This is a genomic window from Acinetobacter sp. WCHA45, from assembly GCF_002165255.2.
Classification (GTDB): Bacteria; Pseudomonadota; Gammaproteobacteria; order Pseudomonadales; family Moraxellaceae; genus Acinetobacter.
Window position 1 is genome coordinate 2,869,861 of sequence record NZ_CP028561.1, and the last position, 6,924, is coordinate 2,876,784.

At 38.8% G+C, this 6,924-nt stretch carries 7 protein-coding genes; 1 reads left to right on the top strand and 6 read right to left on the bottom strand.

The features are described 5' to 3' along the window. Window positions 1–293: 293 nt before the first annotated feature. Complete coding sequence (locus tag CDG55_RS15150; RefSeq protein ID WP_005158869.1) at window positions 294–1,475, top strand: PilT/PilU family type 4a pilus ATPase; 1,182 nt, start codon at window positions 294–296, stop codon at window positions 1,473–1,475. Between the two features lie 73 nt (window positions 1,476–1,548). Here the strand turns inward: CDG55_RS15150 and CDG55_RS15155 are convergent, their stop codons facing one another. From CDG55_RS15155 to rpmH, 6 genes are all read right to left on the bottom strand, one after another. Continuing rightward, window positions 1,549–1,884: a hypothetical protein gene (locus tag CDG55_RS15155; RefSeq protein WP_228252561.1), complete on the bottom strand. Its 336-nt coding sequence runs from the start codon at window positions 1,882–1,884 to the stop codon at window positions 1,549–1,551. 249 nt (window positions 1,885–2,133) lie between these two features. Further along, a complete protein-coding gene (gene mnmE, locus CDG55_RS15160) occupies window positions 2,134–3,489 on the bottom strand; it encodes a tRNA uridine-5-carboxymethylaminomethyl(34) synthesis GTPase MnmE (RefSeq protein WP_087537329.1) in 1,356 nt (451 codons plus the stop codon). 114 nt (window positions 3,490–3,603) lie between these two features. Continuing rightward, a complete protein-coding gene (yidC, locus tag CDG55_RS15165; RefSeq protein ID WP_087537330.1) occupies window positions 3,604–5,364 on the bottom strand; it encodes a membrane protein insertase YidC in 1,761 nt (586 codons plus the stop codon). A 5-nt stretch (window positions 5,365–5,369) separates the two neighbouring features. After that, entirely contained in the window at window positions 5,370–5,690 is a 321-nt protein-coding gene (gene yidD / locus CDG55_RS15170; protein ID WP_087537331.1) for a membrane protein insertion efficiency factor YidD, read from the bottom strand. Window positions 5,691–5,699: 9 nt separating this feature from the next. Beyond that, window positions 5,700–6,095, bottom strand: coding sequence for a ribonuclease P protein component (gene rnpA, locus CDG55_RS15175; RefSeq protein ID WP_087537332.1), 396 nt, complete (start codon window positions 6,093–6,095; stop codon window positions 5,700–5,702). A gap of 27 nt (window positions 6,096–6,122) precedes the next feature. Then, window positions 6,123–6,257: a 50S ribosomal protein L34 gene (gene rpmH / locus CDG55_RS15180; RefSeq protein WP_000831329.1), complete on the bottom strand. Its 135-nt coding sequence runs from the start codon at window positions 6,255–6,257 to the stop codon at window positions 6,123–6,125. Window positions 6,258–6,924: the final 667 nt, after the last annotated feature.

The window sequence follows — 6,924 nt, forward strand, 5'->3', positions numbered from 1 at the left end:
TAAAAAAGCTCGTTTTGGTAAAAAAATGACAAAAATTCTCACATTGTATTGATATTCATATAATAAATAAAAATCAAACTAGATCGATTGGTTTATTTTTGGAATAATCCAATCACAATCAGCAAGGCAACTTTTGTAATCTCGTTCAGCGTGAATGAAAAGCCATGAAATGACTTACAGAACTTTTGAAACTTCATTTTAAAGAAACAAGGATATGTTTTCCTTTGCATGATTAGTTTTAACTTCACACTATCTGACTCAATCTAGTCTTGTCTTAAAATTTAGGTACATCCATGTATAATGCGGAATTATTAGAAGAAGCCAAAACGTTTATGTTTCATATGTTGACCAAAGTGGTTGAATATGGCGGCTCAGATTTATTCATTACAGCAGACTTTCCACCGAGTATTAAACTCCAAGGTTTAATGCGTCCTTTAGGTCAGCAAACTTTAACCCCAGAAAAAACTAAGCTATTTGCATATAGCTTAATGAATGAAAAGCAACGCCAAGAATTTGAAAATGAATGGGAATGTAATTTCGCAATTAATATTCCAGAAGTATCACGCTTTCGTGTCAATGTATTTAAGCAACAACTACAAATCGGTATGGTTATCCGAACCATTACGTCAGAAATCCCAACCTTCCAAAAGCTCAAACTCCCAGAATCATTGAAAAATGTCATGATGGAAAAACGTGGCCTAATATTGGTAGTTGGAAGTACGGGATCAGGTAAATCTACGTCATTGGCAGCCATGATTGACCATCGTAATGAAAATTCGGCGGGGCATATTATTACTGTTGAAGACCCCGTGGAATATGTCCATAAGCATAAAAAGTCAATGATTACCCACCGAGAAGTCGGTGTAGATTGCCATACTTGGCACCATGCCTTAAAAAATACATTGCGTCAGGCACCTGATGTCATTTTGATTGGTGAAATCCGTGATACTGAAACCATGGAACATGCCATTGCTTTTGCTGAAACTGGGCATTTATGTTTAGGAACTTTACATGCCAACAACGCCAATCAAGCATTAGATCGGATCATGAACTTCTTTCCAGATGAACGCCGTAATCAATTGCTGATGGATCTTTCATCTAATATGAAAGCGATTATTTCTCAACGCTTGGTTCGTACTCAAGATGGTCAAGGTCGTCGTGCAGCCGTAGAGATTCTACTGAATACACCATTAATTGCAGAAAATATCTTAAAAGGTCAATTTCATAATCTTAAAGAAATTATGACCAAGTCTCGTGAATTAGGTATGCAAACTTTTGATCAGGCCTTGTTTGATTTATACAACGAAGGTGCAATTAGTTATGATGAAGCGTTACGTAATGCTGACTCATTGAATGAGTTACGCTTACAAATTAAGCTGAAAAGTACTCGTCAAGAAGGAGTTCCAGCTAGTGCAGCAACTTCTTTAAATATGCTGAAAGAAGACTCTGAAGAGCAAGAAATGCAAGGCATTTAAACAAAAAAAACAGCCTAAATAATAGGAATTATTTAGGCTGTTTTTTAAAATCTAAAGATTTATATTCAATATTTTAGGAATCAATTGAAAATTTCTTCTTTAAAGCATGCCAATAACGAATCATTTTATTCTTAAAATTTATGATAGTTGCTTTAAAACCAATTTCTTTTTTCGGCTGGTGCTTTAATCTCTCTTGTAAAAGTTTTTCTTTTTCCTGAATTTCAGCAAGTTTACGTTCTTTTGCTTGTTGTTGTTCTTTAACCTTATCAGCTACAGTCTGACCTGTACCTTTGCAAGGTTTGGATTGGAATATAACAGATCCATTCTCTTTACATTGATAAACCTCTGTTTTCGCATAAATAAATGTCGAAAACATACAAAAAAACACAGTCAAAATAAAATAGTTCACGGTATATAACCTAATATTCATTTTAGAATTTAATCAGTTTATCATTACCAATTTTAAAATATATTAATTTATATTCACAAGATAAATTAAAGCTATATAAGCATAAGCAAAATAATGAAACGAATTAATAATTTTTATTAATCTAAAAAATTAATTCTTTATTTGGTATAAAATACACAATAAATTCTACAAAAAAAGCACTAAGAAGATATTCTTAATGCCTATATAAAATTTTAAACTCTTAAAAAATTACTTTCCAATACAGAATGAACCAAAAATTTTTCCGAGTAAATCATCAGCACTGAAATCACCCGTGATTTCGCCCAACGCATTTTGAGCCAGTCGCAATGATTCAGCTACAAGTTCACCTGCATTAAACACAACTAACTGCTCACGTGCTTCTGCAAGATAGCGCTGAGTACGCTTCATTGCATCTAAATGACGTGTTCGGGCGATAAAGGTGTCTTCCTCAGGTTGGAAGCCCGCATGCGCTGTAATCGCCTCTATGAGCGCCTGAACACCCATATCTTGTTTTGCGGAGACACTGATATGACGGAAGCCTTGATAATCACTTAATGTGGCATCTTGACCCGTTAAATCGCATTTATTGCCAATCAATAGCAAACGTTTTGGCTCAAGATGCTCTGAAAAATATTCATACGCCAATTGCAATGGCTCATCACCTTGATTCAAATCATACACCAACAGCAGCAAATCGGCTTGTTCGATTTCCTTGATTGCACGACGAATCCCTTCCTGCTCTACAATATCGCCCGTCTCACGTAAACCAGCAGTGTCAGTTAAGGTGATCGGCAAGCCATTTAAACTGATCTTTTCATGTAGTACATCACGAGTAGTACCTGCAATATCGGTCACAATGGCACGCTCATGCCCTGCAAGTGCGTTTAACAGACTCGATTTACCCGCATTGGGCTTACCCGCGATCACCACCTGCAAACCTTCACGTAACAGCTGTCCTTGCCGTGCAGATTGCTGTACTGCCTTGACCGAATCCTGTACATCATCCAGCAAAGCTAAAATCTTGCCATCGGCAAGGAAATCAATTTCTTCTTCTGGAAAATCAATCGCGGCTTCAACATGCAAACGCAAGTGAATGAGCTTTTCTAAAACCGTATTAATTTTGGTTGAAAATGCACCTTGTAGGGAACGAACTGCCGAACGTGCAGCCGCCTGTGAGGTAGCATCAATCAAATCAGCAATCGCTTCCGCCTGTACTAAATCCATTTTGCCATTTTCAAAGGCACGCATGGAAAATTCACCTGCCTTTGCAGCAGTCGCGCCCAAATCGAGCAAACGTGCCAGCAAAGCATTTTGGATGACAGGGCCACCATGCCCCTGTAATTCCACCACATCTTCGCCAGTAAACGAGTGTGGATTTGGAAAACATAGCACGATGCCTTCATCCATCACCGAGCCATCGGCATCACAAAACTGACGGAAACCTGCCATGCGTGCCGTAGGGAGCTTTTTCTGGGTCAGTTGCTCTGCTATTGCATAGGCTTTCGGTCCAGAAAGTCGAATCACGCCCACACCACCACGACCTAATGGGGTAGCAATCGCAGCAATTGTGGTTTGATGTTGCATGTTAAATTCACCTAAAAAACACGAGGGTTATGAAACAGGAACCCTAAATACAGACAAAGAAAAATCCGCTTAAGATTACCATCTTAAGCGGATTTATTCAGTAAAAGTTCGAACTTAAGCGCTCGGCTCAACCTTGTTGAGACGGTCTTTTTCGACACCTTTGTTAATAAACCATTGTTGCAAAATGGTAATACTGTTGTTGACGATCCAGTAAAGCACCAAACCAGCAGGGAAGAACAACATGAATACCGTAAACATGATTGGCATGATACGGAATACTTTTGCCTGCATTGGATCAGTCGGTTGTGGGTTCAGCATTTGCTGAACATACATGGTCACACCCATGATCAACGGCAAGATAAACCATGGATCCATTGCGGATAAATCCTGAATCCAGCCCAACCATGGCGCATGACGAAGTTCAACGGATTCCATCAACACCCAGTACAAGGCTAAGAAAATCGGCATTTGTAGCAATAACGGCAAGCAACCAGACAATGGATTGACTTGTTCACGCTTATATAAGGCCATCATTTCTTGTGAGAAACGCATACGGTCTTCACCAAATTCTTCTTTCATACGTTGCATTTCTGGTGCAATCACACGCATTTTCGCCATCGAACGATAACTTTTTGAAGAAAGTGGCCATAAAATCAACTTCACCAAGATCGTCAATAAGATAATTGACCATCCCCAGTTACCAACAAGATTATGGAAGAATTGCAAGCCCAGGAACAATAACTTGGCAATTGGCCATAACCAACCGTAATCTACAGTTTGGTTTAAACCAGCAGCTAAATCTTTGAGTTCAGACTGAATTTTTGGGCCAGAATAAAGTTGTGCATCCACTTCCATTGACGTACCCGCAGGTACATTGATCACTGGAGAGGTGAAGCCCATGATATTCATACCATCAGTAGACTGGCGTGATTCTAATTTTGCAGCATAAGGCTGACCATCAGCCTGAGTCAGTTTTAAATTCCCAGGAATCCAAGCACTGACAAAATAATGCTGAACCATGGCCACCCAGCCGCCTTTGGCTTCGACATTCAGTTTTTCATCATTGAAATTCGCAAATTTCAACTTGTTATAATGCGCATCTGGCGTGCCCCATGCGCCACCAAGATAAGTTCCCAAAGTGAAGATACCTTGAGAAGATTTACCTGGATCATCAGAATTGTCACGCTTTAACTGACCAAACATTTGGCCTTGCCAGTTTTGCTGACTACGGTTAACAACCTGATGTTTCACTGTAATTGGGTAATCACCTTGCGTGAAGGTGAACGACTTGATCACTTCCACACCTTCAGGTGTTTTAAATACCAATGGCACAGTCAACACTTGATGTGTCTTACCATCTTTTGCTGCAACGCTCTTCGCATCCGCCAAAGTATACGCTGTTTTTTCAACATCATACATTGGACGGCCGCTACGGCTGCTATCTGGTCCATTTAAACCAATTAAACCAGATTGAGCGACATAAGTACGTTTCGCATCACTTTCCAGCATGACAAACGGCTTATCGCTGTCTTTGCTTTCATCATGGCTTAACAATTCAATACGGACAATATCACCACCTTTTGGATTGATCCACAGGTGATAAAGATCAGTTTGTACTGAAATCAGTTGCTGACTCACAGATGTATTATGCTCTGTGGTTTGTGATGCAGTCACATTCGCTTGTGGCAAGTCTGAAGCCGCTGTTGCATTTTGAGCGTTTGGCAAATCCGCAGATACGTCATGTGCCGTGACAACCGCCGCTTGTTGTTGCGGTGCGGGTGCAGCATGACCATAGTCTTTTTGCCAAGCCAAAATAAGCAAATATGCGGTAACAAACATGGCTCCAAGAATTGCAAATCTGGCCCATTGTTGCATATCTATTATCCCAAATGGTTAGAGAGATTTTGCTTGAATAAACGATCACGAAAGGGTACAGCAACGTGATACATTTGAGAATCTATTTGATGAAACGAAATAAAACGAAGTGCCTTGCGCGGTACGGGATCATAGCCTGAACCACCCCAAGGATGACAACGGCAAATTCGTTTAGTCGATAACCAGACACCTTTGACCGCACCATGTGTTTGCAATGCTTCAATCGCATATTGCGAGCAAGTAGGAATATAGCGACAACGAGGACCCAATAATGGACTAATAGCAATCTGGTAACATCTTATCAACCAATGTAGTAATCGTACCATTGGAGATCTCTAATTTTGTGAGGATGTTATAACAGCTTTTGAATGCTTTTTTGCTAAGCGTTGTAATTTTTGCCAAGCAAACTCTAATTGTTGATGTAATTCTTGATTTGCGATTGCTTCTATACCAACTTTAGGCATCACCACAATATCGATATCAGCATTAAATTGCACTTTGTGTAAGCGAAAGCTCTCCCGAGCAAGACGTTTTATTCGATTTCGTTCATGAGCACGACGTACTTTCTTTTTAGCAACAACAATACCCAAACGGCTATTTGGCTGTTCGGTTAATTTTGCTAAAAAAAGGAAATGGGGCTGGTGCACTTTAAAAAGTGCACCATCAAATACACTTTTGTAATCAGCGGCACAACGAATACGAGATTCCATGCCGAAACTGTAAAGTGCCATCACCCAAATCTGGTCAGCTTAACAGTATTAAACAGTTAAGCTATGACGACCTTTTGCACGACGACGAGCTAAAACTTGACGACCTGCTTTAGTAGCCATACGAGCGCGGAAACCATGAACGCGTTTACGCTTTAATTCAGATGGTTGGAAAGTACGTTTCATATCGAAACTCCCAAAATGATCTTTCTATAAAGGTCCGCGATTTTATTGTGCAATGTTTACGCTGTCAATGGAAAATCAAAAACTTTACATTTTGTTTGTTCTGTTTTGGAGCAATAAAACACCTAGCAAATATCTCACATGATGGAAAACAAAAAATATACACAAGCTATCCCTTTATATTATATCAATATTCAACTATATTCACAGTTTACACGCAGACTTATCAACAACCAAGATTCTAGTTTAAATTTAATTCTTGGATTTTGAATTTAAATTTCGATATGCTTAGTTATCCACAACCCAGCCCGATCTTATAAGTAAATTCAAATTTTAAAATTTAAATTTATTCTTATTAGCATGCATTTTTTATGTGGAAATTGATGTTTTTATAAGTTTAAACAATGATTTACTTTGTGGATAACTATGTTTTTATTAATTTTATAAATTGTGGATAACTTTAGCGCTAAAACTATCCACAGCTTGTGTAAGAAGTTATGCACAAGTGGTTTTAAATTTAAATTTATAATCAAATGCTTTCTTTTTCGGCAAAAGTCTCATAAATTTGCCTGACAGATGTGGATAACTTGGTTAGAATGGCGACCCCTTCGAAAGATGGGATTGGTGGTTTCTTTATTTTTGAATTTAAAATGGATATTAGGGGATGCAC